The organism is Isoptericola sp. NPDC058082, from assembly GCF_042885055.1.
In the GTDB taxonomy this organism is placed as follows: Bacteria; Actinomycetota; Actinomycetes; order Actinomycetales; family Cellulomonadaceae; genus Isoptericola.
On sequence record NZ_JBHVSQ010000001.1, the window covers coordinates 148,358 to 174,648 of the forward strand.

At 74.7% G+C, this 26,291-nt stretch carries 24 protein-coding genes and 1 other RNA gene; 15 read left to right on the plus strand and 10 right to left on the minus strand.

Annotated elements, in window-relative coordinates; all coding sequences use genetic code 11:
• Window positions 1-12 precede the first annotated feature (12 nt).
• Genes ACFVS0_RS00675 through ACFVS0_RS00685 form a run of 3 tightly spaced genes read left to right on the plus strand, consistent with a single transcriptional unit; the run spans window position 13 to window position 2,454 of the window.
• Window positions 13-975: a Nif3-like dinuclear metal center hexameric protein gene (locus ACFVS0_RS00675; RefSeq protein ID WP_430586878.1), complete on the plus strand. Its 963-nt coding sequence runs from the start codon at window positions 13-15 to the stop codon at window positions 973-975.
• 22 nt (window positions 976-997) lie between these two features.
• On the plus strand, window positions 998-1,747 hold the full coding sequence (locus tag ACFVS0_RS00680) for a zinc ribbon domain-containing protein (protein ID WP_430549996.1): 750 nt from the start codon (window positions 998-1,000) through the stop codon (window positions 1,745-1,747).
• On the plus strand, window positions 1,747-2,454 hold the full coding sequence (locus ACFVS0_RS00685; RefSeq protein WP_430586879.1) for a histidine phosphatase family protein: 708 nt from the start codon (window positions 1,747-1,749) through the stop codon (window positions 2,452-2,454). Before ACFVS0_RS00680 ends, ACFVS0_RS00685 begins: the two co-directional genes overlap by 1 nt.
• An 18-nt stretch (window positions 2,455-2,472) precedes the next feature.
• Here ACFVS0_RS00685 and ACFVS0_RS00690 read toward each other — a convergent pair whose 3' ends face one another.
• Both ACFVS0_RS00690 and ACFVS0_RS00695 read right to left on the minus strand, forming a co-directional pair.
• A complete protein-coding gene (locus tag ACFVS0_RS00690) occupies window positions 2,473-2,826 on the minus strand; it encodes a TfoX/Sxy family protein (protein ID WP_430585771.1) in 354 nt (117 codons plus the stop codon).
• A 36-nt stretch (window positions 2,827-2,862) separates the two neighbouring features.
• Window positions 2,863-3,699 (minus strand): YaaA family protein, encoded by an 837-nt coding sequence (locus ACFVS0_RS00695; RefSeq protein WP_430586880.1) that lies wholly within the window; start codon window positions 3,697-3,699, stop codon window positions 2,863-2,865.
• Between the two features lie 88 nt (window positions 3,700-3,787).
• On the opposite strand from ACFVS0_RS00695, the gene ACFVS0_RS00700 reads away from it, so the two are divergent.
• Both ACFVS0_RS00700 and rnpB read left to right on the plus strand, forming a co-directional pair.
• On the plus strand, window positions 3,788-4,171 hold the full coding sequence (locus ACFVS0_RS00700) for a tautomerase family protein (RefSeq protein ID WP_430586881.1): 384 nt from the start codon (window positions 3,788-3,790) through the stop codon (window positions 4,169-4,171).
• A gap of 60 nt (window positions 4,172-4,231) precedes the next feature.
• Window positions 4,232-4,636: RNase P RNA component class A (gene rnpB / locus ACFVS0_RS00705), an RNA gene on the plus strand.
• An 843-nt stretch (window positions 4,637-5,479) separates the two neighbouring features.
• Here the strand turns inward: rnpB and ACFVS0_RS00710 are convergent.
• From ACFVS0_RS00710 to ACFVS0_RS00735, 6 genes are all read right to left on the minus strand, one after another.
• Window positions 5,480-6,655 (minus strand): epoxide hydrolase family protein, encoded by a 1,176-nt coding sequence (locus ACFVS0_RS00710; protein ID WP_430586882.1) that lies wholly within the window; start codon window positions 6,653-6,655, stop codon window positions 5,480-5,482.
• A 123-nt stretch (window positions 6,656-6,778) separates the two neighbouring features.
• Complete coding sequence (locus tag ACFVS0_RS00715; RefSeq protein WP_430586883.1) at window positions 6,779-7,636, minus strand: alpha/beta hydrolase; 858 nt, start codon at window positions 7,634-7,636, stop codon at window positions 6,779-6,781.
• A gap of 13 nt (window positions 7,637-7,649) precedes the next feature.
• Window positions 7,650-8,474: an alpha/beta fold hydrolase gene (locus tag ACFVS0_RS00720; protein ID WP_430549989.1), complete on the minus strand. Its 825-nt coding sequence runs from the start codon at window positions 8,472-8,474 to the stop codon at window positions 7,650-7,652.
• A 98-nt stretch (window positions 8,475-8,572) separates the two neighbouring features.
• Entirely contained in the window at window positions 8,573-11,302 is a 2,730-nt protein-coding gene (locus tag ACFVS0_RS00725) for a LuxR C-terminal-related transcriptional regulator (RefSeq protein ID WP_430586884.1), read from the minus strand.
• Window positions 11,303-11,431: 129 nt separating this feature from the next.
• Window positions 11,432-12,286, minus strand: coding sequence for an alpha/beta fold hydrolase (locus ACFVS0_RS00730; protein ID WP_430549987.1), 855 nt, complete (start codon window positions 12,284-12,286; stop codon window positions 11,432-11,434).
• A gap of 86 nt (window positions 12,287-12,372) precedes the next feature.
• The gene (locus tag ACFVS0_RS00735) at window positions 12,373-13,122 is read right to left on the minus strand and encodes a DUF1990 family protein (protein ID WP_430586885.1); all 750 of its coding nucleotides are present in this window, start codon (window positions 13,120-13,122) and stop codon (window positions 12,373-12,375) included.
• A 474-nt stretch (window positions 13,123-13,596) separates the two neighbouring features.
• Between ACFVS0_RS00735 and ACFVS0_RS00740 the strand changes: the two genes are divergently transcribed.
• From ACFVS0_RS00740 to ACFVS0_RS00760, 5 genes are all read left to right on the plus strand, one after another.
• A complete protein-coding gene (locus tag ACFVS0_RS00740; RefSeq protein ID WP_430549985.1) occupies window positions 13,597-13,968 on the plus strand; it encodes an STAS domain-containing protein in 372 nt (123 codons plus the stop codon).
• A gap of 87 nt (window positions 13,969-14,055) precedes the next feature.
• Entirely contained in the window at window positions 14,056-14,997 is a 942-nt protein-coding gene (locus ACFVS0_RS00745; protein WP_430563685.1) for a universal stress protein, read from the plus strand.
• Window positions 14,998-15,036: 39 nt separating this feature from the next.
• The gene (locus ACFVS0_RS00750) at window positions 15,037-15,702 is read left to right on the plus strand and encodes a response regulator (RefSeq protein WP_430545157.1); all 666 of its coding nucleotides are present in this window, start codon (window positions 15,037-15,039) and stop codon (window positions 15,700-15,702) included.
• A complete protein-coding gene (locus ACFVS0_RS00755; RefSeq protein WP_430549983.1) occupies window positions 15,690-16,913 on the plus strand; it encodes a hypothetical protein in 1,224 nt (407 codons plus the stop codon). Before ACFVS0_RS00750 ends, ACFVS0_RS00755 begins: the two co-directional genes overlap by 13 nt.
• A 190-nt stretch (window positions 16,914-17,103) precedes the next feature.
• Complete coding sequence (locus ACFVS0_RS00760) at window positions 17,104-17,493, plus strand: STAS domain-containing protein (protein ID WP_430586886.1); 390 nt, start codon at window positions 17,104-17,106, stop codon at window positions 17,491-17,493.
• An 18-nt stretch (window positions 17,494-17,511) separates the two neighbouring features.
• Here the strand turns inward: ACFVS0_RS00760 and ppgK are convergent, their stop codons facing one another.
• Window positions 17,512-18,279 (minus strand): polyphosphate--glucose phosphotransferase, encoded by a 768-nt coding sequence (ppgK, locus tag ACFVS0_RS00765; RefSeq protein WP_430549981.1) that lies wholly within the window; start codon window positions 18,277-18,279, stop codon window positions 17,512-17,514.
• A 28-nt stretch (window positions 18,280-18,307) separates the two neighbouring features.
• Here ppgK and ACFVS0_RS00770 point away from each other — a divergent pair, with 28 nt between their 5' ends.
• Entirely contained in the window at window positions 18,308-18,505 is a 198-nt protein-coding gene (locus tag ACFVS0_RS00770; protein WP_430549980.1) for an SPOR domain-containing protein, read from the plus strand.
• Window positions 18,506-18,564: 59 nt separating this feature from the next.
• Window positions 18,565-19,428, plus strand: coding sequence for an alpha/beta fold hydrolase (locus ACFVS0_RS00775; protein ID WP_430586887.1), 864 nt, complete (start codon window positions 18,565-18,567; stop codon window positions 19,426-19,428).
• Window positions 19,429-19,435: 7 nt separating this feature from the next.
• On the opposite strand, the gene panB is transcribed toward ACFVS0_RS00775, so the two are convergent.
• The gene (gene panB / locus ACFVS0_RS00780; protein ID WP_430563688.1) at window positions 19,436-20,308 is read right to left on the minus strand and encodes a 3-methyl-2-oxobutanoate hydroxymethyltransferase; all 873 of its coding nucleotides are present in this window, start codon (window positions 20,306-20,308) and stop codon (window positions 19,436-19,438) included.
• Between the two features lie 118 nt (window positions 20,309-20,426).
• On the opposite strand from panB, the gene glnA reads away from it, so the two are divergent.
• The 3 genes from glnA to ACFVS0_RS00795 all read left to right on the plus strand — a co-directional run bounded on the left by glnA (window position 20,427) and on the right by ACFVS0_RS00795 (window position 26,186).
• The gene (glnA, locus tag ACFVS0_RS00785; RefSeq protein ID WP_429764241.1) at window positions 20,427-21,764 is read left to right on the plus strand and encodes a type I glutamate--ammonia ligase; all 1,338 of its coding nucleotides are present in this window, start codon (window positions 20,427-20,429) and stop codon (window positions 21,762-21,764) included.
• On the plus strand, window positions 21,761-24,961 hold the full coding sequence (locus ACFVS0_RS00790; RefSeq protein WP_430586888.1) for a bifunctional [glutamine synthetase] adenylyltransferase/[glutamine synthetase]-adenylyl-L-tyrosine phosphorylase: 3,201 nt from the start codon (window positions 21,761-21,763) through the stop codon (window positions 24,959-24,961). Before glnA ends, ACFVS0_RS00790 begins: the two co-directional genes overlap by 4 nt.
• Before the next feature lie 154 nt (window positions 24,962-25,115).
• Window positions 25,116-26,186, plus strand: a complete 1,071-nt coding sequence (locus ACFVS0_RS00795) for a DUF808 domain-containing protein (RefSeq protein ID WP_430586889.1) — start codon at window positions 25,116-25,118, stop codon at window positions 26,184-26,186.
• Window positions 26,187-26,291 lie beyond the last annotated feature (105 nt).

Consider the following 26,291-nt stretch of genomic DNA (forward strand, 5'->3'; position numbering starts at 1 on the left):
AGGGTCGGGGCCATGACCACCGGCACCGGAGACAGCACCGCACCGCGCACCCCCGCGAACCCTCCGAGGCTGCGCGACGTCGTCGCCGCCCTCGAGGACCTCTACCCGCCGTCGACGGCGGAGGGCTGGGACGCCGTCGGCCTGGTGGTGGGCGACCCGGCGGCGCCGGTGCGCAAGATCCTTCTCGCCGTGGACCCCGTGGCCGCGGTGGTCGACGAGGCGATCGCCTGGGGCGCGGACCTGCTCGTCACCCATCACCCCCTGTTCCTGCGGCCCGTGCACTCGGTGGCGGCGACGACGTTCAAGGGCGACGTCGTGCACCGGCTGCTCACCGCGGGCTGCGGCCTGTACGTCGCGCACACCAACGCCGACGCCGCCCCGCGCGGCGTCGCGGACGCGCTCGCGGACCTCGTCGGCATCACCGACCGGAGCCCCCTCGTCGTCGGGGACGACGGCGACGGGGTCGTGCGGGGGATCGGCCGGGTCGGGCGGCTCGCCGAGCCCACGACGCTCGGTGCGTTCGCCGAGCGCGTCGCGGCCGTGCTGCCGGCGACGGCGCAGGGCGTGCGCGTCGCCGGCGACCTCGACGCCCCGGTCGCGACCGCCGCCGTGGTGGGCGGCTCCGGGGACTCGCTGTTCGACGCCGTCCGAGCCGCCGCCGTCGACGTCTACGTGACCGCCGACCTGCGCCACCACCCCGTCTCGGAGCTGCGGGAGCGGGCGGACTTCGAGGCGGGACCCGGCGTCACGGCGACGCCGTTCCTCGTGGACGTGGCCCACTTCGCGAGCGAGTGGCCGTGGCTCGCGTACGCCGCCGACGACGTCCTGGCGCGGCTCGGGGAGCGGGCCGGAGGGGGGACCGGAGACGGTTCCGGAGACGGTACGGTGACCACGAGGGTGAGCACGATCGGCACCGACCCGTGGACCGCGCGGGTGCCGAGCACCGTGCGCGAGACCGACCGCCCCACCAGCTGAATCACTGCGAGAGGACCCGCCCGTGGCCACTGCACCCCCCGAGGACCAGCGCCGACTGCTCGAGGTCCAGGCCCTCGACACCCGGCTGCAGCAGCTCGTCCACCAGCGCCGCAACCACCCGGCGCTGGCGACCATCGCCGAGCTCGACGGCCGCATCGGCGACCTGCACACGTCGCTCGTCGACTCGCGCACCGCCGTGGCCGACCTCGAGCGCGAGCTCGCCAAGGCGGAGTCCGACGTCGCCCAGGTGCGCACCCGGGCCGAGCGCGACCAGCAGAAGCTCGACTCCGGCGCCCTGTCGGCGAAGGACTCCCAGGCCCTGGTGAGCGAGCTCGAGTCCCTGGCCCGCCGCCAGTCGGTCCTCGAGGACGCCGAGATCGAGGTCATGGAGCGCCTGGAGGCGCACCAGGGCTCGCTGGCCGAGGTGGAGTCGGCGCACGCCGAGCTCGAGGCCGCGAAGGCGAAGGCCACCGCCGAGCGGGACGAGGCCTGGGCCGAGATCAACGCGACCGGGTCGAAGGTCAAGGCGGAGCGCGAGGCGACCGCGGCCGGGCTCGACGCCGGCCTGGTCGCCCTGTACGACAAGCTGCGCGCCCAGCTCGGCGGTGTCGGCGCCGCGGCGCTGCGGGGCGGCCGGTGCGAGGGCTGCCGCCTCGACCTCAACCCCCGCGACCTCGCCGCGGTCAAGGCGGCTCCGCCCGAGCAGGTCGTGCGGTGCGAGGAGTGCGGCCGCATCCTCGTGCGCCCGGCGGACGACGGCGCCGCGGCCTGATGACCCGACCGTCCGGAGCGAGCCCGGCGGCGGGCACCGGGGCGGGCACCACCCTGCGCACCGTCGTGCTCGTCCGGCACGGCGTGACGGAGCTGACCGAGGCGCGCGCCTACTCGGGCGGCGGCGTCCCCGGGCCGTCGCTGACGACGCGGGGACGCACGCAGGCGGCGCGCGCCGCGGACGCCGTCTTCCGCCTCGGCAAGGACCTGTGGCCGGACCTGCCGCGCGCGGGTGCCCTCGTCGCCTCGCCCCTCGTGCGCACGCTCGAGACCGCCGCGGCGGTCGGGCGGCGCACCGGCCAGCACGTGCGCCCGGACGACCGGTTCGCCGAGTGCGTGTTCGGCGACTGGGAGGGCCTCACCCCCGACGCCATCGCCGCCGGCTGGCCCGACGAGTTCGCCGCCTGGGCCACGACGGGCACCGACCGGGCGCCCGGCGGCGAGTCGTACGAGGACGTGGGCGAGCGGGCGTGGGCCGGGCTGCGGGACGTCGTCACCGCGACGGACCCGGGCGCGGCGGCCGTCGTCGTCGCGCATACCGTGACGATCCGCGCCCTGGCGGGGCGTTCGCTCGGTGCGCCCGCGTCGTCGTGGCGGCTGCTGCGCGTGCCTCCCTGCTCGCTCACCGTGCTGCGCTTCGGCCTCGGGGAGGACGGCGAGCCTGCGCTCGCGGAGGTCACCGCGGCCGGGTACCCGACCGACGCCTGAGCCCGCGCGCCGCGGCGCCTACCCCTTCGCCCTGGTGGGCCGGGGCGGCTGGGGAGGGGTGGCCAGGGCGAGGTCGACACCGCGGGCCACCCAGTGGTGCAGCGCGTCCTCGTCGGCGGTGACCGACGCCGCCACCCCGACCGTCCCGCGCATCACGCGTTCGCCCATCCGCAGCTCGTGCGCCCCGTCAGCGAGAGCCGCGTCGTAGCCGTCCGTGCCGACGCGCACCATGAGCTCGTCGCGGGTGATCCCGACGGCCATGTGCGTGTGCACCATGAACGCCAGCCCGCCGAACATCTTCTGCTCGGTGAACTCCGCGCGCTCGGCGACGGCGTCGCGCACGCGCGCGGCGAGGACCTCGTCGTAGGCCATGCGGCCAGTGTCGCCGGGTGTCCGACGACCCGCCCGTCAGGCGATGACGACCTCGAGGGTGCGCGGGCCGCGCCGGGTGGCGGCGTCGTGCAGGGTGGCCTCGACCATCCGGTACGACAGGCCCGTCCCGACCTCCGTGCCGATGACCTGACCGTCGAGCTCGCGGGCGGCGTCGAGCAGCTCTGCGGCGCTGGTGGGCGCCGGGCCGGAGCGGCGCAGCAGGTGGCCCGCGAGCACGCCGCGCGTGTGCTTGGCGTTGTGCGAGACGACGGCGCGCTTCCCGTCCGTCTCGCGCACCACGCGGACGGCCACCCAGTCGGCGGCCGCGTCGCCGGTCGTGGCCGGCTTCCACGCGGCGAGGTAGGCCGCCGAGCGGCAGTCGACGACGACGTCGCCCGCGGCACGCGCGTCGAGAGCGGCGGACAGGTGCGACCGCCACGCGGTGGCGAGCTTGCCGACACCGGGCAGGTCGACGCCCATCGAGAGGCGGTACGCCGGGATGCGGTCGGCGGGGGAGACGGCGCCCCACAGGCCCGAGAAGACGCGGACGTCGTCGGCGGCGCGGCGGGCCGCGTCGCCGGGCAGGTCCGCGAGGCCGGCCGCGGCGTACAGCACGCCGGTGTAGACCTGGGCGGCGGGCGCCGTCGGCGCGGCCTTGAGGTCGGTGTTGCGCGCGACCTCGTCGCCGAGCGACGCGCCCACGCCCAGGAGGTAGGTCGCGTCCGGCCGGGCGCTCGCGGCGGCGAGCGCGTCGAGCACCGCGCGGCGCTGGTCGGTGAGGTGCGCCGCCGCCGTGAGGCGGGCCAGGTCGACCGGGGCGGCACCCTCGGGCGCGGGGGTCTTGCCCTCGGAGGGCGGCAGGCAGATCAGCACCCGGACACCCTATGACCGCGCCGGGCGGGGTCTCGGTTGCCGGACCTGCCGGTGACAGTGCGGTCCGTCACCGCTAGCGTCGCCGGGCATGGTCCAGGTGAAGATCTACGGCAACCGACGGGTGTGGGGTCAGCGGCGCACGGAGGTCTCCGACGCGCTGCACGCGGCGCTGGTCGGTGCCTGGCAGATCCCCGAGGACAAGCGGTTCCACCGGTTCCTGCTGCTGGACGACGGCGACCTGGTCGCACCCCGCTCGGACGTCTACCTGATGATCGAGATCGTGGCGTTCGCCGGGCGCTCGCGGGAGGCGAAGCGCGAGCTGATCCGGCGCGTGTACGACGACGTCGCGCCCGCCCTGGGCGTCGCGGCGGACGACGTCGAGCTGGTCGTCATCGAGTCGCCCGCCGAGAGCTGGGGGATCCGCGGCCGCTCCGGCGACGAGCTGTCGCTGAGCTACAAGGTCGACGTCTGACCCTGCTGACGTGAGAGGGCGTCCGACCGGCTCGACGGCGCATAGACTGTGCGACGCGGACGAGTCGGTCGGACGGTCGCGTCGGCGGTGCCCTCGGGCGCCGTCGCCGAGGAACGTCCGGGCTCCGAAGGGCGAGGTGGTGGCTAACGGCCACCCGGGGTGACCCGCGGGACAGTGCCACAGAAAACAGACCGCCGTCGCCGGGCGACCGGTGGCGGTAAGGGTGAAACGGTGGTGTAAGAGACCACCAGCGCGGCCGGCGACGGTCGTGGCTCGGTAAACCCCACCTGGAGCAAGGTCAGACAGATTGTGTTTGAGGGTTGCCCGCCCGATTCTCTGTTGAGAAGCACAGTCGGGTAGACCGCTCGAGCCCTGCGGCAACGCAGGGCCTAGATGGATGACCGTCGCCCGCGCCCGGGTAACCGGGCGCGGGAACAGAACCCGGCGTACAGACCGGCTCGTCCGCCACAACGAAATGACCCGTGGAGCGGTTAGTCCCGCGGGTCATAGGGCCACGAACGGAAACGCGAGTTACCCCTGTGTACGCATTCGGCGCCCCGCCGGTGGGTGTCCGACGCGTCCCTGCATCCGAGCGGCCGTCGCCGTAATCTGCCCGAATGGACTGGGGTGACGTTCCGACGTGGGTGGCTGCGATTGCGGCCGTACTGGCGCTAGTCGCAGCCGCGCTGGCAGTCGTCCCTGCATGGCGCACCTACAGGCTCGCCAAAACCGAGGCGGAGATGGACCAAGCAAGGCTCGTCGTTGCCTGGAGGACTCCGCACGTTCCTGACGAAGTGGTGGACCTGGCGGTCGTCAACAACAGCACCATGCCCGTGTGGGATCTCACGGTTCACGTTCTCTCAGTGCCGTCGGAGACGGTCGTCCAGGTTGTTAGGTCGCCGGTACTGCCACCTGCAAATGGCCCATCGACGACCGCCACGATGCACCTGGGGTCGACCGGCCACACCCCGCCCACTTCGGATACGGACATAGTCTGCGCAACGTGGTTCCGCGATCATCGCAACGTCTGGTGGCGGCGATCGTGGCGAGGTGACCTGGAGAAGGCGCAAGCACCCGACGAGATTCCGACCCGACCGCCATATCGGCTGCGCTGATGAACCAGCTGCATTTCGAAGACCAGGCGATCACGCAATGAGCGATGTAACCGACCCGACGCACGGAGCGCGTATCAGCGCACTGACCCTCTTTCTGGACACCCCGGTGCCCAGGACTCCGGGCGCTGCCATGAGGTGACGGGTGGCCGAGTCGCTGTTGGCATTGGTGCTGCCCGGACCGGCTCGTCCGCACTCATCTGCTCGCGGCCAGCACAGCCGCGAGGCCGGCGCGCAGGTCCGTGGCGAAGTAGTCGGGGACCTCCAGCGACGGGAAGTGCCCGCCGCGCTCGGGCTCGGTCCACCGGACGATCCGCCGGTAGCGCTGCTCCGCCCAGGCGCGCGGGGTACGCGACTCGATGTCGCCGGGGTACATGGTGAGGGCGCAGGGGACGTCCACCCGCAGGTCGGGGTCCAGGGAGCCGGGGCTCTCGGCGTAGATGCGGGCCGCCGAGGCGCCGGTCCGGGTCAGCCAGTACAGCGTGACGTCGTCGAGGATCCTGTCCCGGGAGATCGTCTCGAACGGGCTGTCCTCGGTGTCGGACCACTCGGCGAACTTGTCGAGGATCCAGGCGAGCAGGCCGACGGGCGAGTCGACGAGCGAGTACCCGATGGTCTGCGGCCGGGTCGCCTGCTGCGTCGCGTACGCCCGGTGGTGGAGCCAGAAGTCACGGGTCTCCTCGGCGTGCCGGCGCTCCTGCGCCGTCAGGCCGTCCGCCGTCATCCCGGGCGGTGGCAGGGCGAGCGTGGTGTGGATGCCGAGCACGTGCGCGGGGAACCTCCCGCCGAGGACCGCCGTGACGTTGCCGCCCCAGTCGCCGCCGTGGGCGAGGAACTCGTCGTAGCCGAGCCGTCCCATCAGCTCCACCCACGCGGCCGCGGTCTTCTCGACGCCCCATCCGGTGACGGCCGGTCTGTCGCTGTAGCCGAAACCGGGCAGCGACGGGACGACGACGTGGAACGCCGGCGCGCCGGGGTCCGTCGGATCGGCCAGCTCGTCCACCACGTCCACGAACTCGGCGACGCTGCCCGGCCAGCCGTGGGTCAGGACCAGCGGAGTGGCGTCCGCGCGCGGCGACGGGCGGTGCAGGAAGTGGATGCCCAGGCCGTCGACGGTCGTGCGGAACTGGCCGATCTCCTCGAGGCGCCTCTCGAACTTCCGCCAGTCGTACCCGGTGCGCCAGTGGTCGACGACGTCCACGAGGTCGGCCAGAGGGACCCCCTGGTCCCACCGGCGCGGGTCGGGCGCGGGGCGGCGGACCGTCTCGGGCTCAGGCAGCCGTGCCGCGGCGAGCCGTGCGCGCAGGTCGTCGAGGTCGGCGTCGGTGGCGCGGGACTCGAACGCCTGGACGTCGCTGGACAGGTGGGGCATGGGGGCTCCTGGTCGTCGCGAAGCCGGCTCCGCCGTCGGGAGCCGACCTCACGGTTCTACCAAGCGGCCCTGACACACCGGGGGGGTGGATCGCCCCCGGCGCGTCCGCCCGCGCGTCCGGCGTCAGGCCGTGGCCCGCTCGGCCCCCTGCGCGTGCTCGAGGGCCCAGGCGAGGGCGTGGTCGGCCACCTGCTCCCAGCCCGGCGCTCCGCAGGTCCAGTGGTCGCGGTCCTCGAACTCGTAGTACTCGGTGAGCGCCGAGGACTTCTCCCAGTGCTTGGCGTTCGACCGGTTCACCGACGCCGGCATGATGTGGTCCTGCCCGCCGGCGATGAACAGCAGCGGCGCCCGGTCGGTGCTGAAGTCCACCCAGGTCTCCTGATGCCCGGGCTTGAAGTTGGCGATCAGGCCGTAGTCCCACACCCAGCGTCCGGGCGCCGGGATCGCGTAGCGCTCCCACACCGCCCGGGACTCCTCCTCCGAGAGGGTGTTGGTGAACGCGTAGTGGAACTCCTCGGGCGTGAACCCGACCGCACGGTGGCGGTTCGCGGGGTTCTTCAGGGCCGGGAAGATCGACCTCGCCTGGGACGGCGGGGTGACCCGGACGCCCTCGGTCGGGGCCGAGTCGATGACCACGCCCGCGGCGCCGAGGCCCCGGGCCAGCAGCATCTGGGTGAGGAGGCCGCCGAAGGAGTGGCCCATGATGATCGGCGGCCGGTCCAGGGCGGTGATGACGCCGGCGAGGTGCTCGACGGTCTCGGGGACGGTCAGGTCCGCGATGACCTGCGGGTTCTCGCGGAGGGCCTCGACCTCGATCTCGAACCCGGGGTACGCGGGCGTCACGACCGTGAGGCCCTTCTCCTGATAGTGCCGGACCCAGCCCTCCCAGCTGCGGGGGGTCATCCAGAGGCCGTGGACGAGGACGACGGTGTCGGGCGCGCTGCTCTCGGTCGCGTCGCTCGTGTCGCTGATGTCAGTCATGGGTGGGGCCCTCTCAGGAGTCGATGAACGCCAGCAGGTCCGCGTGCAGCCGGTCGCGGTCGGTGTCGGGCAGGGCGTGGCCGCTGCCCGGATAGGTCAGGAGGCGGGCGTCGGCGATGAGCTCGACCGACCGCCTGCCTCCGACGTCGTAGGGCACGATCTGGTCGTCGTCGCCATGGATCACCAGGGCCGGGACGTCGATCGCGGCCAGGTCGGGCCGGAAGTCCGTCGCGGAGAACGCCGCGATGCACTCGTACGCCGCGCGGTGACCGCAGGCCATGCTCTGGAGCCAGAAGGCGTCGCGGAAGCCCTGGTCGACGTCGCCGCGGCGGTTGTGCCCGAAGAACGGACCGTCGGCCAGGTCCCGGTAGAGCTGCGACCGGTCCGCGCGCTCGCCGGCACGGATCTGGTCGAACACCTCCATCGGCAGCCCGTCGGGGTTGTCGTCGGTCCGCACCATGAGGGGCGGGACGGCGGACACCAGGACGACGCGGGCCACGCGGTCGGTGCCGTGGCGTGCGACGTACCGCACGACCTCGCCGCCGCCGGTGGAGTGACCGACCAGGGTGAGGTCGCGCAGGTCGAGCGCGTCGACCAGGCACGCCAGGTCGTCGGCGTAGGTGTCCATCTCGTTGCCGTCCCAGGTGCGGCTCGACCGTCCGTGCCCCCGCCGGTCGTGCGCGATGGCGCGGTGGCCGTGCTCGGCGAGGAACAGGGCCGCGGCCGCCCAGGCGTCGGAGTTGAGGGGCCAGCCGTGGCTGAGGAGCACGGGCGTCCCCTCGGTGCCCCAGTCGGTGTAGTAGATCTCGGCACCGTCGTCGGCGGTGATGTAGGGCACGGTGGGCCTCCCTGGCGCTGGTCGGGACGGGTTGCTCCGAGGGTCCCCGCCTTCCGGCCCTGCCCGGACCACGTGGTTCGCGTAGTCCGTGGCGGGGCCTACGGGGTGACGGGGCCGAAGCGCTCGGAGAGCTGTCGCCGGGACGTGACGCCGAGCTTCTGGAACACCTTTCTCAGGTGGTAGTCGACGGTGTGGGGGCTGAGGAACAGGCGGGCCGCGATCTCGGCGTTGGTCCGTCCGGCCGCGGCCATCGTGGCGACGGCCCGTTCCTGCGTCGTCAGGTCCTGGCCGGACCGGGGCGCCGGCGCGCCCGCGGTGCCGCCGGCCGCCTCGAGCTCGGCGCGGATCCGGCCCTGGAAGACGGTGGCGCCGCTGCGGTCGGCGTGGTCCAGGGCGAGGTGGAGGTGCACGGCGGCGTCCCGCCGTCGTCGGGCCCGTCGGAGCCACTCGCCGTAGACGAGGTGCGAGCGTGCGAGCTCGACGGTCGCGCCCGTGCTCGAGAGTGCGTCGACCGACGCCGCGTAGTGGGACTCGTCGTCGTCGGATCCGGCGAGTGCGAGGGCGCGCTCGGCGAGGCCGCGGCACCATGCGGAGCCGTTCGCCCTCGCGCGCGCGTCGAGCTCCGCGGCAGCGTGTGCCGCGTCCTCGGGCCGACCGCTCCGCACGGCCGCCTCGGCGTGGTCGGCGAGGTGGAGCGGGGTGACCTGCAGGAACGGATCCTCGACGAGAGGGTGGAGCCGTGCGAAGGCTCGTTCGTAGCGGCGCTCGGCGAGGTGGCGGACCGCGAGCGCCGCGGTGGCCGACGCCTCGACGCCGCCCCACCCGGCGGCGGCGGCGGCCTGCCCGACGGCCTCCACGGTCTCTTCCGGGCTGCCGCTCCAGGCCATGACGGCCGCGTTGACGACGTTCTCGCCGTCGTAGCCCATCGCCCGGCGGACCTCGCGGACCGTCGCGTCGAAGGAGAGGGCGCGGCTCACGGTGCCCCCCATGAGCTCCGACAGCGCGCCGACCCAGAGCAGGGTGTCGAGCGCCTGCAGGGCGCCCCCGTCCCGCGCGGCGCGCATCGCCCGTTCCAGCCCCGCCCGGCGCCCGGCGTCGTCCCACAGGAAGGCGCCGATCGCCGCGATCAGGGTCCCCCGGTGGACCAGGTCCCGGTCCGGCAGCGCGAGGATCGCGTCGAAGGCCTCGCGCACCGGCCGGACGGCGCGCTCGTACGGCTCGAGGATCAGTGCGGCGACCCCCCGCAGGATCACGGAGGCAGGACCGGGCGTCTCCGCCCCGGCGGCGATCCGGCGCCCCAGCGTCGGGATGTCGACCCCGACCAGGAGCCGGTCCGCGCTGCTGCACCGTTCGAAGGCCTGCAGCAGCGCGCGCTGCTCCCGCTCGATGTCGTGGCCGTGGAACTCGTCGGCGGCCCGGAGCTGGTCGGAGGTCGAGGCCCGGACGCCGTCGGGATCGGAGACGAACAAGGCGGCGGCGCTACGGACGAGGATCGCGCGGCCGCGGGTCACCTGGTCGAGGCCCGCCTCCCGGACGTCCACGAGCAGGCGCACGGCGACGTCGGCGGCCCCTGCCTCCAGGGCGGCCTCGGCAGCGCCGACCAGCCGCTCGCCACGGACCGGACCGGACGGTGTGAGCTCGGCAGCGCGGGCGAGGATGCTGGCCCGCGACGACGAGCCGCCACGCTGTGCCGCGAGGTCCGCAGCACGCACGAGGCGTTCCGCGACGGTCTCGTCGGTCCCGCTCGCCGCGCGCGAGGCGTGCCACGCCTCGGTCTCGACGAGCCCGAGCTTCGCGGCGGCCTCCGCCAGCGCGCCGTGGACCCTCCGGCGCTCGGCCCGGGACGCCGACCCGTAGACCGCGGACCGGACGAGGGGGTGCCGGAACCCGACCGTCGGTTCGAGGTGCACGAGGCCGGCCGACTCCGCGTCCTCCCGGCGGGAGGGATCGATGGCGAGGGCGGCGCCGGCGATCTCGAGCAGCTCCAGGTCGCCGGTGGAGTCGGTCGCGGCGAGCAGGAGCCAGCGCTGCGAGGCCGGCGGCAGGTGCATGACGCGGCGCAGGTAGTGGGCCTCCAGGTGCTGCCCGACGGGCACCGGCTCGGGGCCGATACCGAGGTCGGTCATCTCCCGGAGCAGGGGATCGGCCGCCAGGTCGACCAGGGCCAGCGGGTTGCCCTCCGTCGCGCGGACGATCGCGGCGGTGGCCGTCGGGGTGAACGGCCCCGCCGCGGACCGGTTCAGCAGCGCCGCGGCCGGCTCGGGCGACAGCCCCGCGAGCGCGAGGACCGGCACCCCGCGCAGCACCGCGTCCAGCTCGCGCTCCTCGCGCCCGGCGAGGACGAGCGCCAGGCGCTCGGCGCCGAGGCGGCGCGCGACGAACGCGAACGACTCGAGGCTCTCGCGGTCGAGGAGGTGCGCGTCGTCGACGGTGCAGAGCAGCCCGGCCCGGGTGCTTGCGGCGGCGAGCAGGCTGAGCACGCCGAGGCCGACCAGGAACCGGTCCGGCGGGGGCCCGTCGGCGGCGCCCGAGGCCACCTGGAGGCTCAGGCGTTGCCGCTCCGGGATCTCGGCCAGGTGCTCCCGCAGCACTCCGGTGAGGCGCTCGACCGCCGCGTACGGCATGGACGACTCCGACTCGTAGCCGTCGAGGCGCAGGACCCGTGTCCCGGCGCCCGGCGCGGCGTCACGCAGCAGGGTCGTCTTCCCGACGCCGGGCTCACCGAGGACCAGGAGCGCGCTGCCGTGCCCGTTGCGGGCCGCGCCGACCACCTCGGCGACCCTTCGCTGTTCGCTCTCGCGGCCGAGCAGGCCGCCGGTGCCGTGCACGTGCCACACGATAGGGAAGCGCTCCCACGCCTGCGCGGCCGAGCGCGAAGATCACCCGCACCGGGCCCTGCCGCGCCGCGGGACGGCGCAGGCAGGGCCCGGACAGGGGCGGGGACGACGCCGGCGTGGCTACCTCGCGGCCGCCTTGATGACCCGCAGGACCTGGAGGGGATGGCTGATCATCACCGAGTGCGAGGCGCGGATCTCCACCGTCGTCGCGCCGGCGCGCTTCGCCATGGCACGCTCCGCCTCCGGGGGGATGATGCGGTCGTCCTTCGCCACGATGTACCAGCTCGGGACGGACCTCCACGCGGGCTCGCCGGACGGCTCGACCAACGACGCGAGGGCACCCGGTCGCTGGGCGCCGGCCATCGTCTCGGCGAGACGTCGCGGGAGGTCCTGGGCGAACAGCCGCGGGTACCACTCGGGGTCGATGTACGCGTCGGCGTTCCCCTCCCCGGCGCCCGGGAAGGGCCGCAGCACGAGGTGGTCGATCACGTCGGTGTGGCCCCCGCCGAGCGCGTTCGCCGCGGCGACGGACTCGCCCTCGTCGAGCGCGTAGCCGGCCACGTACACGAGCGACTTCACCTGGTCGTTGCCGGTCGCGGCGTTCGTGATGACCGCACCGCCGTACGAGTGGCCCACCAGGACGATCGGGCCGTCCACGGTCGAGAGGAACTGCCGCAGGTACTCCGCGTCGTGCGCGACGCCGCGCAACGGGTTCGAGAACGACAGGACCGGGTAGCCGTCGTCCAGCAGCCGTTCGGCGACGACGGTCCAGCCGCTCGAGTCGGCGAACGCCCCGTGGACCAGGACGACGGTGGGTCTGGGGGCGGTCGGGCGGCCTTCCGCGACGGCCGCGGGCGCGGCCGAGGGGCCGGCCGACGCCGTGAGCGGAGCCAGACCGAGAACGGCGACGAGCACCGTGATCAGGGCCGCGACGACGCGGCGTGACCGGATCGCCAGCGAGGACTGCTCAGACATGGCATCTCCTTCGACGAGTTCAGGGGATCCCAGCCTCCGGGGCAAGGAGGCGCCGCGGACCACGCGCCGCGCGTAGTCCGACGGCCTCACACGAGCGAGCGGAGGTACCGGCGGCGGTAGAGCTTCTGGGCGACCAGGATCGCGGGGAACAGCGCCCGCCACGGGCCCCGGCCCGCGCGCGTGAGGGAGCGCAGCGTGAGGTGCACCGTCCCGTCGTCGTCCCGGTGCACGACGAATGCCTCCTCGCCGGCCACGGGATGACCGTCGAGCGTGCCGTAGGCGAGGGCGACGCGGCGGTCCGTCACGACGGTCTCGACCACATGGACCGGCTCGCGCACCCGGAGGGGCCCGATCCGCGCGACGAGCCAGGAGCGCTCGCCCGCCCGCGCCGCCCGGCCCGGGGCGAGCGGCGGGTCGACGGCGAACCCGCTGCGGGTCTTCACGCCCCACGACAGGACCGCCGTCGAGGCCTCGGCCCACAGCTCTGGACCGGAGCCCAGGGGGACGGTGCGCTCGTACGCGCGCCAGCGGGCAGGCGGGAGCCACCGTGCGACGGCAGGCGCCGTCCCGCCCACGACGTCGTAGCCGACGCTCTTGCGGCCCAGGTGGTGAGTGGCCAGGAGGATCAGGTCGCCGGGGTCGGCCCCGGCGCAGAGCACGGCCGAGCGCACGACCTCCTCCTCGGCGGGCGTCAGGCGGAAGCTTGCGCTGGTTCCCGTGTCGTTCGCGTCCCACAGGAGTCGCCCGCCGTCATCGAGCGCCGAGCAGCCGATGCTGAACGGCGCGAGCGCCAGCGCGAGGCCGAGGTCCTCGTCGACGTGAGGGTCCAGCGACAAGGTCGTGCTACGAACTCGACCGCCGGCGAGGCGCTGCTCGGCGGCGCGGACAGCGGCTTGCACGGCCGAGGGCCACTCTTGGTCGGACAGGACATCGATCTCGACGAGACTCAGGCGGCTGCGCAGTGCGCTGAGCGCTGCCCGCGTCGCCGCCGCGGTGGTCGCTCGTGGGGCGCCGTCGCGCACGGTGAACCACCGTCCGTCGTTCAGTGTCGCGCGGGCCACGGCGCCCATCGTGCCGCACCCGACGCGGCAGAGGCTGCGAAGGCTGGCACGAGTTCCGCGACGGCGCGCGCGACCGGCCCGGTCATCGACAACGAGGCCGCCGCGTGCCCGGGTTCCCGGAGGCGGCCTGCGTGGTAGCACGCAGGCGGCGGCGCCGGCGTGGACGGGCCGGAGTGGGATGTACGGGTCCGACACCCCGACCGGAGGCCTCCCGTGAACCGTTCCGCTTCGCCCACCTCGGTAGCCGACGTGGTCGGCAGTCCGCCCGGAGGATCGCGCGGCGCGCCGCACGCAACGATCGAGGCCGCCGTGCGCGGCCGGGTGGTGATGGTGCGGATGGCCGGCGAGGTGGATGCGGCATGTGTCGCCGAGGCCGTGCCCACGATCGCGATGCTCGACACGCTGGCGGGGTGCCGCCCGGTGCTCGTCGACACGCACGACGTGACGTTCATGGACTCGTCGGGCGTCGCCCTGCTGGAGCGGGTGGTGCGCCTGTGCCGCGCGGCCGGCGTCCCGGTGGCGCTGCTCGACCCGGCCGTCGTCGTCACGGAGGTGCTGGGGCTCCTCGGGCTGGACCGCTGGTTCCCGGTGGTGCGCTCCGCAGGCCGTGCCAGTGCCTGACGCCGGGCAGGAGGACCACGGTGGCGGGGCCACCACGACCGACCCGCGGGTGCACCGCCCTCGCGGCCACGACACCGAGGGGTGGAGATGAACGCACCGCAGCACGTCCTGGTCGGGGTCGACGGCTCGGACGAGAGCCTGCACGCGCTCGACTGGGCCGCCGCCTACGCCCGCCGCGCCGGCGTGGAGCTGCACGTCCTCAGCGCCTACACGCTGCCGGGGTTCACCGGGAGCTACAGCTTCGCCCACGACGTCCCGATGGTCGACGACCTGTACGCGAAGCGGTACGTCGAGGACCTGCTGGCCCGCGCGCACGAGCGGGTGGTCGCGACCGGTGTGCCCGCGACGACCGAGGTGACCATCGCCGACGCGACGACCGCGCTCGCGGAGCGGTCGGCGCGGTCCGGGCTGGTCGTCGTCGGGGCGCGCGGTGCCGGCGGCTTCATGGAGCGGCTGCTCGGCACGGTCTCGGCGAACCTCCCCGTGCGGTCGGCCTGCCCCACGGTCGTCGTGCCGGGGCGGGCGCGGGCCGACGACGACGGCTCCCTCGCGGCTGACTCCCTCGACCGCTTCGGCAAGGTCGTCGTCGGGGTGGACGGCTCGCCGTCGTCGGACGCCGCGCTGCGGGCCGCCGTCGTGCAGGCTCGTGCCTGGGGAGCCGCCGTCGAGCTCGTGCGGGCGGTCTCCCTCGTCGGCTGGAGCGGTTCACCCTGGCTCGACCCGGGATTCCGGGAGTCGGTCCTCGGCGGCGCCCGCGCGGAGCTCGACCGGGACGTCGCGCGCCTCCGGGCGGAGCACCCGGACCTGAGCGTGAGCGCCGACGTCGTCGAGGGGCACGCGTCCGACGTCCTGGCCGACAGCTCGGCGGCCGCGGACCTGCTCGTCGTCGGCTCTCGCGGACGAGGCGGGATCCGCGGCCTCCTGCTGGGCTCGACGAGCCAGGCGGTGCTGCGGCGGTCCCACTGCCCCGTGCTGATCCCGGCGCGCGCGTCCGAGCGGGCCGGTGGCGGACGCACGGACGGCGACTGACCAGGCGGGGAGGACCGCGCCCTGCCTACGATCGGCGGCATGGTGACTCCCCGCACGCGTGTGGGCATCGTCGAGGACGAGGCCCTGATGCGGGGGATGCTCGAGCAGACCCTGTCGGCCGAGGAGTCGTTGCGCGTGGTGCACTCGGTGCCCGGCGTGACCGAGGCGAGGCTGGTCTTCACCCCCGGGTCGTGCGACGTCGCCCTGCTGGACGTGAACCTGCCCGACGGCAACGGGGTGGCGCTCGGGGTGGCGCTGCAGCGGGCCGACCCGCGCCTGGCGGTCATGCTGCTGTCGAGCGAGGACGTGATGGGCCTGTTCACGACCGTGCAGGGCGAGGCGACCCGCCCGTGGAGCTACCTGTCCAAGCGGTCGAGCTTCGCGCGCGACGTCCTGGTGCGCGCGGTCGCGGCGGCGGCGCAGGGGCAGGTGGTGCTCGACCCGTACCTCGTGCAGCGCTCCACGCCGCGCCCCGGGTCGGCCGTCTCCGCGCTGACGCCCGCCCAGTTCGGGGTGCTGCGGCTCGTGGCCGAGGGACTGTCGAACCACGCCACGGCAGACCGGCTCGGGATCAACGAGCGGTCGGTCGAGAGCCATCTGAAGTCGATCTACCAGCGCCTGGGCGTCGACGGCACCGAGCACAACCGGCGCGTCGCCGCGGTGCTCGCGTTCCTCGAGCAGACCGGACGCTCGTGGCGGGCCTGAGCGCGCGGGTCGCCCCGGCACGGGGGCGCGCCGCGGAGACCGTCCTGCTGCGGGACAGGACGCGGATCGCGGTCGCCGTCGCCGGGGCCAACTTCGTGCTGTACGCCCTGATGACCGTGGCCGGGTGGGCCGGCTGGGGCGGGCTGCAGACCGCGATCACGCACGAGCGCAGCGCTCTCGGGGTGACCCTCGACGGCGTCGTCGTGCTCGTGGTGAACCTGGCGTTCGGGGCGGTCGTCATCGCCGGCACGCTCGCCTTCCGCCCGCTGTCGCGCCGGTGGCCTGCCCGGCTCGCCGTCGTCACGGGCGTCTCGGCCGTGGCCTCGGTGCCACGGATGCTCGCGCTCACCGCGATCAGCAGCACGCCGACCGGCGGCGCCTACGTCGCGGCCGTCGGCACGCTCGGGCTCGCCGCGGGTGTCGTCGGGATGTCCGCCGGGCTCCTGTCCGCGTCGCTGGTCGACCAGGCCCGGACGGAGCAGCAGCGCCGCGAGGAGGAGGCGCTCCGCGCAGCCCGTGCCGTGGAAGAGCTGCAGGACGAGGAGATCCGGGTGCGCCGGCTGGTGTTCGACCAGCTGCACGGCACGCTGCAGTTCCACCTCGTGACGGTGACGGCGGGGCTCGACCGCGTCGCCGAGCAGCTGGCGTCGGCCGGCGACGACGACCGTGCCGCCGAGGTGCGTCACTGGGCCGAGACGATCGAGGAGATCCGCGAGGAGGACGTGCGCTCGCTGAGCCACAGCGTCTTCCCGTCGGGCGCCGACCTCGGCCCCCAGGAGGCGATCGAGCTCCTGCTGCGGCGGCTGCCGCCCCAGGTCGACGCGTCGATCGAGCTCGGCGACCGCTACCGGGACCTCGTGGCCCGGGAGGGGCTGCGGATGCCGATGGCGGAGCGTCTCGTGGTGATCTACACGGTCGAGGAGGCGGTGACCAACGCCCTCCGGCACGGGCGGGCGCGGACGGTCACCGTCCGTGCGGACGCCGAGCCCACCGCCGACGCCGACCGCTGGGTGTTCGTCACCGTGGTCGACGACGACGGCACGGGGCCCACGGACCCTGCGCCGGAGCTGCACGGCCTGCGGCGCCACCTCGAGCGCATCGAGTACCGCGGCGGCACCCTCGCCCTCGGCGCCGGTCCCGACGGAGGGGGCCGGCTCGCCTTCCGGCTCCCGTTCACCGCGGACCCCGCGGCCGGGGACGGTGCGTCGTGACCGCCGTCGGGCCCCGGTGCCCCGTGAACCGCTCTGTGAACGCTCGGTAAAGAAAGTCTCTGGTGAGGTTCCGCCGGAGGTTCGCAGAGGTGTAGCGTTGCGGGCGTCGCGACGACGAGGTCGCGAGTCCGGATCGCAGCGCTCGAGACCGAGGCGCGGAGGACGCAGGACGTGGGACGAAGGTGCGGCAGTGACTTTCACCGACGAGGCGCAGGCCGGGGGAATCGCCCTGGTGGAGCGGACCGACGTGAGCGTGGTGGACATGTGGGGCGAGATCGACATCGCCCTGCGCAACGAGGCGAGCGCGGCGCTCGCGAGGGCGTTCGAGCGCGACCTCCCCGTCGTCGTCGACACGTCGCGGGTGACGTTCATCGACTCCGCCGGGGTCGCGTTCCTCGTCCAGCTCTGCCGGATCGGCCGGGACGAGGGCCTGCGGGTGTCGCTGCACCGTCCGCCGGCAGCGGTGCTCGACGTGCTGCGGATGCTCGACCTCGACGTGCCCCCGGACGCGAGCATCCTCGACCGTCCCACGACCCCGACGGCGCCGACGCCCGCCGCGCCGCACAGCCTGGCCGGCTGACGGGCGGACGCGGGAGCGTCAGTGGTCGCGACCGCTGGCGGCGAGGGCCGCAGCCCCGACGATCCCCGCGCGGTTGCGCAGCGTGGCCGGGATGATCGGCGCGCGCAGGTTCAGCAGGGGCAGGAACTTCTCGTGGTGCTTGCTCACGCCGCCGCCGACGACGATGAGCTCGGGGGCGAGCAGCATCTCGACCGTCTCGAAGTAGCGCTGCAGCCGTTCGGCCCACTGGTGCCACGACAGGTCGTGGCGCTCGCGGGCGGACTCGGCGGCCCGCGACTCGGCGTCGTGCCCGTCGATCTCGAGGTGCCCGAGCTCGGTGTTCGGCACGAGCAGGCCGTCCACCAGCAGCGCGGACCCGATCCCGGTGCCCAGCGTGACCACGAGGACGACCCCCTCGCGCCCCTGGGCGGCGCCGTACCGCTGCTCGCCGACGCCGGCGGCATCGGCGTCGTTGACGGCCGTCACCTGCCGGCCCGTCGCCTCGCTCGCGAGGGCGGGCAGGTCGACGCCCTTCCACGACTTGTGCAGGTTGGCGATGAACCGGACGACGCCGTGGTCCATCGGAGCGGGGAAGGCGACGCCGACCGGCACGTGCGGCGGCAGCTCGAACGAGTCGACGAGCTCGGCGAGCACGCCGGCCACGGCCTCCGGGGTGGACCTCTCGGGGGTGGGGATGCGGCGTCGTTCGTCCGCGAACTCGCCCGTCGCGAGGTCGACCGGAGCCCCCTTGATGCCCGACCCGCCGATGTCGATGCCGAACGCGACCGGCTGCGCTGCCTCCACCATGGGCCCCATCTTGATGCAGGATCGTCCTATGAGCGACACAAGCCCGGTGCAGTACTGGTACAACACCAAGACCGGTGAGGTCGAGGAGAGCCGCGACCGCTCCAGCTGGAGCCACCGGATGGGCCCCTACCCCACGCGGGAGGCCGCCCGCAACGCCCTGGACTCGGCGCAGCGCCGCAACGAGGAGTGGGAGGGCGAGGACGCCGACTGGCGCGGCAAGGACTGACGACGGCGCCCCGCACGACGGGACCGATGAGTCCGCGTGCCGCCCCCGGTCGACCCGGCATGACGACGACGATCGAGGCGAACGGTGTCGCGCACGGCGTGGAGCACCTCGGGGACGAGGCGGCCCCGCTGGTGCTCTGCGTGGGCGCCCCCACCATGGTGTCCTGGCCCGACGCGCTCTGCGCGGCCCTCGCCCGCGGGGGACGTCACGTGGTGCGGTACGACCTGCGCGACGCCGGGGCGTCCACGACCGTGGACCCCGAGGCGCCGGCCTACACGCTGCGGGACCTCGCGGCCGACGCCGCCGCGCTCGCACGGGAGCTCGACGACCGGCCCGCGCACCTGGCGGGCCTCGGTGTCGGCGGGATGGTCGCCCAGGTCGCCGCGCTCGACCACCCGGAGGCGTTCGCGGCGCTGACCCTGGTCGGCACGCGACCGGTCGCGCCGGGCCCGGTCGACGACGACCTGCCCGACCACGACGCCGCGGCGATGGAGCGGCTGTTCTCGCTGCCGGAGCCCGACTGGTCCGACCGCGACGCGGTGACCGAGCACGCCGCCCTGGGCGCCGCGATCCTCGGGGACGGCCCGGCCGCGGCGCGCGCGGTCGCCGGGCGGGTCTGGGACCGGACGCCCGGCACGTCGCCCGCCCTGCACGCGGCCAACCAGGAGGGCATGGTCTTCGCCCGGCTCGACTGCGCGCCCCGCTGGCGTGAACGCCTCGGGGAGATCGCGGTCCCGGCGCTCGTGGTGCACGGCCGGCGTGACCCGTTCTTCCCGGTCGGGAACGGGGAGGCCCTCGCTCGGGAGATCCCGGACGCGCGCCTGCTCGTCCTCGAGGAGGCTTCGACGGCGGTCCCGGACGCCGCCGCCGGCCGGGTCGCGGCGGCGATGCTCGACCTGGCGGACGCCGTCGGCGTCGGCTGACGCCCGCCTAGCGCTCGAAGGAGTGCGCGGCGTCGGGGAACGAGCCCCCGCGGACCTCGGCGGCATAGTCCTGCGCCGCCTGCCGCAACAGGTTGCCGACCTCGGCGAACCGGCGCGCGAACCGCGGCGACCAGTCCGTCATCCCCGCCATGTCGGTCCAGACCAGCACCTGCCCGTCCACGCGCGGCCCCGCGCCGATGCCGATGGTCGGGATGCGCAGGATCTCCGTGGCGCGCGCCGCGACCTCCACCGGCACCATCTCCAGCACGACGGCGACCGCCCCGGCCTCCTGCACGGCGAGCGCGTCCTCGCACAGCGCCTCCGCGGCGTCGTCGCCCCGGCCCTGCACGCGCGGCCCGCCGAGGATGTTCTCCGACTGCGGCGTGAAGCCGAGGTGCCCGACCACGGGGATGCCTGCGTCGGTGAGCGCGCGGATCTGCGCGGCGGACCGGCGGCCGCCCTCGAGCTTGATCGCGGCGGCGCCCGTCTCCTTCATGACGCGGACGGCGGAGGCGAGGGCCTGCTCCGGCCCGGCCTCGTAGGTGCCGAACGGCAGGTCGACGACGACGAGCGCGTGCTCGGCCGCCCGGGCGACGGCGCGGGCCGGCGGGATCATGTCGTCGAGGGTGACGGGCAGGGTCGTCGCGTGCCCGTGCATGGTGTTGCCGATCGAGTCGCCGACGAGCAGCAGGTCGAGACCCGCGGCGTCGAAGATCCGCGCCGTGACGGCGTCGTACGCCGTGAGCATCGTGAGCTTCTCGCCGCGCTCCTTGGCCTCGGCCAGGTGGTGGACCCGGACGCGCCGCCGGCGCGTGAGGTCGGCGGCGGGCGAGGGGGCTGCGGCGACGTCGGCGGCGGCGTCGGGACCGGGGTTCGACATGGCGGCCAGCCTATGCCTCCGACGCGTGGTACCGGGCATCCGTCCAGGTCGGAGCCCGGCGCGCGCGGGGCAGGCGCCAGGACATACCCCGTTAACACTTCTCGGGCAGGATGGGCTCATGGACAGGCAGCAGGAGTTCGTGCTCCGCACGGTCGAGGAGCGCGACATCCGCTTCATCCGGCTCTGGTTCACCGACGTGCTCGGGGTGCTGAAGTCGGTGGCGGTCGCCCCGGCCGAGCTCGAGCAGGCGTTCACGGAGGGCATCGGCTTCGACGGCAGCTCCATCGAGGGGCTGACGCGGGTCTACGAGGCGGACATGATCGCCAAGCCCGACCCGACGACGTTCCAGGTGCTGCCCTGGCGCGGTGAGCGGCACGGCACGGGCCGCATGTTCTGCGACATCCTCACGCCGGACGGCGAGCCCTCCCTCGCGGACTCGCGCAACGTGCTCAAGCGGCAGCTCGCCAAGGCCAGCGACCGCGGGTTCACCTTCTACACGCACCCCGAGGTCGAGTTCTACCTGTTCAACCAGCTCGCGGCGCCGGAGGACCCGCTGGTCCCGGTCGACAACGGCGGCTACTTCGACCACCTGGCCCGCGGCAGCACGCACGACTTCCGCCGGGCCGCGATCACGATGCTCGAGTCGATGGGCATCTCGGTGGAGTTCTCCCACCACGAGGCGGGGCCGGGCCAGAACGAGATCGACCTGCGGTACGCCGACGCGCTGACCACGGCGGACAACCTCATGACCTTCCGCACGGTGGTCAAGGAGGTGGCGCTGGAGCAGGGCGTCTTCGCGTCGTTCATGCCCAAGCCGATGGCCGATCAGCCGGGCTCGGGGATGCACACGCACCTGTCCCTGTTCGAGGACGACCAGAACGCCTTCCACGAGCCGGGCGCGCAGTTCGAGCTGTCGAAGACGGCCCGGCAGTTCATCGCCGGCCTGCTGGTGCACGCGGCCGAGATCACGGCCGTGACCAACCAGTACGTCAACTCGTACAAGCGGCTCTGGGGCGGCGCCGAGGCTCCCAGCTACATCTGCTGGGGCCACAACAACCGGTCCGCCCTCGTGCGCGTGCCCATGTACAAGCCGGGCAAGGGCAACTCCGCCCGCGTCGAGTACCGGGCCCTCGACTCCGCGGCCAACCCGTACCTCGCGTTCGCGGTGCTGCTCGCCGCCGGCCTCAAGGGCATCGAGCACGGCTACGAGCTGCCGGAGGCCACGGGCGACGACGTCTGGGAGCTGACGGACCGCGAGCGTCGCGCGCTCGGCATCGCCCCGCTGCCGCAGTCGCTCGACGAGGCGATCGAGCTCATGGAGCGTTCCGAGCTGGTGGCCGAGACGCTCGGGGAGCACGTCTACGACTTCGTCCTGCGCAACAAGCGGCAGGAGTGGGACGCGTACCGCGCGCAGGTGACGCCCTACGAGCTGCGCCGGTTCCTGCAGAACCTGTGACCGCCCGCCCGCCGACCCTCACGAGCCGGTTGCTGCACGCCGGCTTCGCGGACCTCACCCGGTCGGCGTCGCTCTGGTCCGACGAGGCGCTGCAGGACGCCCTCGCGGCGCCCGGGCGCGCGGACGCGCTCCTGGGGGCGGTGGGGGCCTGCGCCGACCCGGACCTGGCGCTCCTGCAGCTGGTGCGCCTCGCGGAGCACCCCGATGCGCGCGAGCGGCTCGGAGCGCTGCTCGACGAGGGCGCCTCGCCGCGGGCGCGCACCCGGCTGCTGGCGGTGCTCGGGGCCTCGTCGGCCCTGGGGGACGAGGTGGTGCGCCGGCCCGAGCTGCTCGACGTCCTCGCGGTGCCCGACGGCGCGGCGCTCGACGCCGACGACGCCGACGAGCTCGACGACGCCGACGCCGACGACGAGGGGGAGGGGGAGGACGGCGGCGACCCCGGCCCGCGCACCCTGAAGGGCCCGGCCGAGGTGCGCGCCGCGCTGCTGCGCGCCGTCGGCGCCGACCCGGACGCCGCGGTGCCGGTGGCCGCCGACCCGGGCTCCGGGCCGGGCGTCGGCTGGCCGGACGCGGACGCGGCGACCACCACGGACGCGCTGCGCCGGGCGTATCGCGCCCGGCTGCTGGCGCTGGCCGCCGACGACCTCACCGCCAGCGAGCCGCTGACCCGCATGCCCGTCGTCGGGGCGGCCCTCGCCGACCTGGCGTCCGCCGCGCTGGAGGCCGCGCTCGCCGTCGCGCGGGCCGACCTGGACGACCACGGCGCCGGCGTGCGGCTCGCCGTCCTGGGCATGGGCAAGACCGGCGGACGAGAGCTGAACTACGTCTCCGACGTCGACGTCGTGTACGTGTGCGAGCCCGGCGAGCTGCCGGACGGCGGCGTCCTCGACGAGGAGGCCGCGCTCGCGGTCGGCACCCGCCTCGCGACCGGGCTGCAGCGGGTGTGCTCGGCCGCCTCCGCGGAGCCGGCCCTGTGGCCGGTCGACGCCGCGCTGCGGCCCGAGGGCGCGCAGGGGCCCCTGGTGCGCACCCTCGCGAGCCACGTCGCGTACTACGAGCGCTGGGCCGCGACATGGGAGTTCCAGGCCCTGCTCAAGGCACGCCCCGTGGCCGGCGACGCGGCGCTGGGGCGCGACTACCGCGCGGCCGTCGACCCGTTCATCTGGTCGGCCGTGCACCGCGAGCACTTCGTCGAGGACGCCCGTGCGATGCGCCGCCGGGTCGAGCAGCACGTCCCCGCCGCCGAGGCGGACCGGCAGATCAAGCTGGGCAAGGGCGGCCTGCGCGACGTCGAGTTCACGGTGCAGCTGCTGCAGCTGGTGCACGGTCGCGCCGACCCGCAGATCCGCTCGCCGCACACGCTGTCCGCGCTCGCCGCCCTCGCCGCCGGCGGGTACGTCGGGCGGGAGCACGCCGCGCGGATGGCGGTCTGCTACCGGTTCCTGCGGGCGCTGGAGCACCGGGTGCAGCTGTACCGGCTGCGCCGGACGCACCTGCTGCCCACCGCGGAGGAGGACCTGCGCCGTCTCGCACGGTCGCTCGGCATGCGCGCGGAGGGCGCCTCAGGCCTCCTCGAGCGCTGGCGCGCGACGCGGCGCGAGGTGCGCGCCCTGCACGAGGAGGTCTTCTACCGGCCGCTGCTGCCCGCCTCGGCGCAGCTCTCGGACGCCGAGCTGTCGCTGTCCCCGGACGTCGCACGCGAGCGGTTCGCCGCCGTCGGGTACCGCGACCCCGACGGCGCGATGCGGCACGTCGTGGCCCTGACGGCGGGCACGTCGCGCCGGGCGGCGCTGCAGCGGCAGCTGCTGCCCGTGCTGCTCGGCTGGTTCGCCGAGGGCGCCGACCCGGACGGCGGGCTGCTGGCGTTCCGCAAGCTGTCCGACGAGCTGGGCGCCACGCCCTGGTACCTGCGCCTGCTGCGCGACTCGGAGAACGCGGCCTACCACCTGAGCCGGCTCCTGGCGTCGTCGACGTACCTCGCCGAGGCCCTGGCGCGCTCGCCCGAGTCGGTGCGCTGGCTGGCCGACACGTCCGGGCTCGACCCCCGTGGCCCGCAGCGGCTGGCCGCGGAGGCGGACGCCATCCTCACGCGGGCCGACGAACCGAGGTCCGCCGCGCAGCGGCTGCGGGCCCTGCGCCGGCGGGAGCTGGCCCGCACCGGCGCGGCCGAGGTCCTCGGGCTGCTGCCCCCCGTGGGCGCCGCGGCCGCGGTCTCGGACGCGGCCGACGTCGTCCTGGCGGGCGGACTGCGCGTGGCCGAGCACGTCGCGCGCACGGAGCTCGGGCTGGGGGAGTCGCGCGAGGCGAACCCCACAAGGCTGCTCGTCGTCGCGATGGGGCGGCTCGGCGGCCGTGAGATGGGGTACGGCTCCGACGCCGACGTGATGTTCGTGCACGAGCCCGTGCCGGATGCCGAGCCGCAGCTCGCGCAGGACTTCGCCACCCGCGCCGCGACGCGCCTGCGGGCGTTGCTGTCGGAGGTGGGCCCGGAGCCGACCCTGCCGGTGGACGCGGACCTGCGGCCGGAGGGCCGGCAGGGACCGCTCGTGCGCACGCTCGACTCGTACGCCGAGTACTACGGGCGGTGGTCGAGCGTGTGGGAGGCCCAGGCGCTGCTGCGCGCGCGGCCGGTGGCGGGAGACGTCGGCGGAGAGGACTCGCTGGGCACCCGGTTCGGGGCGCTGGTGGACCCGCTGCGCTACCCGGCCGGCGGGCTGGACGACGCGCACCTGCGCGAGGTGCGCCGGATCAAGGCCCGCGTCGAGGCCGAGCGGCTGCCCCGCGGTGCGGACCCCTCGCGCCACCTCAAGCTCGGCCGGGGCGGCGTCGCCGACGTCGAGTGGACGGCGCAGCTGCTCCAGCTGCAGCACGCGGGCGAGGTGCCGGGCCTGCGCACCACCGGCACGGTCGCGGCTCTCGACGCCGCGACGTCGGCGGGGCTCCTGGACCCCGAGGACGCCGCCCAGCTGCGCGACGCGTGGGTGCTCGCCTCGCGCCTGCGCTCCGCCGTCGTGCTCTGGTCCGGGCGCACCACGGGGGCGCAGACCGACCGGTTGCCGCACGACTCGCGCGACCTGTCCGGCGTCGCCGCCCTGCTCGGCGACGTGGGCACCGGGGGAGAGCTCGAGGAGCTCTACCTGCGCACGGCCCGCCGCGCCCGCGCGGTCGTGGAGCGCGTCTTCTACGGCGAGGAGTGACCTCGGCGCGGCGTCGGGCCGCGGAGCCGGCCTTGCCCTGAGACCCCTCCCCCGGACGCCCCCGCGGGTACGGCAGAATCTGGGGCATGCATCAGCCCATGCCGTCGCCCGCGGGCGCGCCGACCGCTCGCCGACGACCCTCGGGAGCGGTCGCGTGAGCGCCGGCCTGCTCGGCCTGCTCGACGACGTCGCGGCGATCGCCAAGCTCGCCGCCGCCTCGCTCGACGACGTCGGGGCCGCCGCCGCGAAGGCGACGGCGAAGGCGGCGGGCGTCGTCGTCGACGACACCGCCGTGACGCCGCAGTACGTGCACGGCGTCGCCGCGAACCGCGAGATCCCCATCGTCAAGAAGATCGCCTGGGGCTCGATCCGGAACAAGGTGTTCTACATCCTCCCGGTGGCCCTGATCCTCAGCCAGTGGGCGCCGTGGCTGCTCACGCCGATCCTCATGGTGGGCGGCACGTACCTGGCCTTCGAGGGTGCCGAGAAGATCTGGGGTCGCCTGCGCGGGCACGAGGGGCACGACAAGCCCGCCGCGACGGTGGGCCCCGAGGCCGAGAAGAGCCTCGTCGCCGGCGCCGTGCGCACCGACCTCATCCTGTCCGCGGAGATCATGGTCATCGCCCTCAACGAGGTGGCGCACGAGCCGTTCTTCTCGCGGCTGGTCATCCTGCTGGTCGTCGCGCTCGCCATCACCGTGATCGTCTACGGCGTCGTCGGCCTCATCGTGCGGATGGACGACATGGGCCTGGCCCTCGCGGGCCGTGACTCCCGGACCAGCCAGCGCGTGGGGCGCGCCCTCGTGACCGGGATGCCCAAGGTGCTCGCCGTGATCTCCGTCGTGGGCACCGTCGCGATGCTGTGGGTGGGCGGTCACATCCTGCTGACCGGCACCGACGAGCTCGGCTGGCACGCGCCCTACGCGTTCGTGCACCACCTCGAGGAGGCCGTCGCGCACGCCGTGCCCGGCATCGGCGGGTTCCTCGGCTGGCTGGTCAACACGTTCTTCTCGGCCCTCGTCGGCGTGGTCGTGGGAGCCGTCGTCGTCGCCGTCATGCACGTGCTGCCGTTCGGGAAGAAGCACGGTGAGGAGCACTCGGCCGTCCACCCGGCCGACCACCCGGCCGACCACCCGGCCGATCACGCCACCGAGCACGAGGGCGACGTCGAGGCGACGTCCACCGACGGGCCCACCGACGAGCCCACCGACGGTCCGCGGGCCTGAGGCGGCGTCCGCCCGGCGGCGGGCGGGGGGGGGGCGGCGGCACACAACGACCCTCCCCGCACCCCGGTCTGCCTCTCCCACGGCCCCCCTTTTCCCCTTTCTCTT

Coding starts and splice junctions, on each gene's coding strand:
- panB (WP_430563688.1), bottom strand. CDS start 20,308: ATGTCGAACCCCGGTCCCGACGCCGCCGCCGACGTCGCCGCAGCCCCC.
- ACFVS0_RS00775 (WP_430586887.1), top strand. CDS start 18,565: ATGACGACGACGATCGAGGCGAACGGTGTCGCGCACGGCGTGGAGCAC.
- ACFVS0_RS00675 (WP_430586878.1), top strand. CDS start 13: ATGACCACCGGCACCGGAGACAGCACCGCACCGCGCACCCCCGCGAAC.
- ACFVS0_RS00710 (WP_430586882.1), bottom strand. CDS start 6,655: ATGCCCCACCTGTCCAGCGACGTCCAGGCGTTCGAGTCCCGCGCCACC.
- ACFVS0_RS00685 (WP_430586879.1), top strand. CDS start 1,747: ATGACCCGACCGTCCGGAGCGAGCCCGGCGGCGGGCACCGGGGCGGGC.
- ACFVS0_RS00690 (WP_430585771.1), bottom strand. CDS start 2,826: ATGGCCTACGACGAGGTCCTCGCCGCGCGCGTGCGCGACGCCGTCGCC.
- ACFVS0_RS00700 (WP_430586881.1), top strand. CDS start 3,788: ATGGTCCAGGTGAAGATCTACGGCAACCGACGGGTGTGGGGTCAGCGG.
- glnA (WP_429764241.1), top strand. CDS start 20,427: ATGGACAGGCAGCAGGAGTTCGTGCTCCGCACGGTCGAGGAGCGCGAC.
- ACFVS0_RS00770 (WP_430549980.1), top strand. CDS start 18,308: ATGAGCGACACAAGCCCGGTGCAGTACTGGTACAACACCAAGACCGGT.
- ppgK (WP_430549981.1), bottom strand. CDS start 18,279: ATGGTGGAGGCAGCGCAGCCGGTCGCGTTCGGCATCGACATCGGCGGG.
- ACFVS0_RS00730 (WP_430549987.1), bottom strand. CDS start 12,286: ATGTCTGAGCAGTCCTCGCTGGCGATCCGGTCACGCCGCGTCGTCGCG.
- ACFVS0_RS00715 (WP_430586883.1), bottom strand. CDS start 7,636: ATGACTGACATCAGCGACACGAGCGACGCGACCGAGAGCAGCGCGCCC.
- ACFVS0_RS00750 (WP_430545157.1), top strand. CDS start 15,037: ATGGTGACTCCCCGCACGCGTGTGGGCATCGTCGAGGACGAGGCCCTG.
- ACFVS0_RS00745 (WP_430563685.1), top strand. CDS start 14,056: ATGAACGCACCGCAGCACGTCCTGGTCGGGGTCGACGGCTCGGACGAG.